The sequence below is a fragment of the Calothrix sp. CBUCES-K 9914 genome, from assembly GCF_059640475.1.
Window position 1 is genome coordinate 1 of record NZ_JBXXZH010000558.1, and the last position, 849, is coordinate 849.

At 42.8% G+C, this 849-nt stretch carries 1 protein-coding gene; it reads right to left on the reverse strand.

What is annotated here, in order from left to right; translation table 11 throughout:
* On the reverse strand, positions 1-532 hold a 532-nt coding region (locus AC2JBO_RS45055), incomplete at its 3' end, for a photosynthetic reaction center family protein (RefSeq protein ID WP_496960107.1).
* Between the last annotated feature and the right edge of the window lie 317 nt (positions 533-849).

Consider the following 849-nt stretch of genomic DNA (forward strand, 5'->3'; position numbering starts at 1 on the left):
CAGAAATACCCAGAGGCATACCATCAGAGAAAGAACCTTGACCAATTGGGTAGATTAAGAACACAGCGGTAGCTGCTGCTACTGGCGCCGAGTATGCTACGCAAATCCAAGGACGCATTCCCAAGCGGTAAGACAATTCCCACTCACGACCCATGTAGCAAAATACGCCAATGAGGAAGTGGAACACTACCAACTGGTAAGGACCACCATTGTAAAGCCACTCATCTAAAGAAGCAGCTTCCCAAATTGGGTAAAAGTGTAAACCAATCGCGTTAGAAGAAGGAACAACTGCACCAGAGATGATGTTGTTTCCGTACATCAAAGAACCAGCTACAGGTTCGCGGATACCATCAATATCTACAGGAGGTGCTGCAATAAATGCAATGATGAAACAAGTAGTTGCTGCCAACAGAGTTGGAATCATCAACACACCGAACCAACCGATATATAAACGGTTCTCAGTAGAAGCAATCCAATTACAGAACTGCTCCCATACGCTAGCGCTTTCGCGACGTTGTAAAGTTGCTGTCATGATTGTATAAGTGCGGTTAAAAAGTGTATGTATCAAACGTTTTCTACGTTTGTAACAATATATTAACGTACTTTACAATTCGTTACAATACTTCTTTGGGTCAGTAATTCTTACAATTGTAATCAGTTTTACTTATCTTGTGGAATGGGCGCCCAGGAAAGCCCGTTCGTCTCCACAATCACACATATATATATAGGATGGCGCCCAATACTGCGTAGGTTTTGAAATTAATCCCCCCAACCCCCCCTTGATAAGGCAGGGCTGTTTCATTCCCTCTCAAATCGGATTTGTCAAGATGGTTAGCTATAAAAATCATA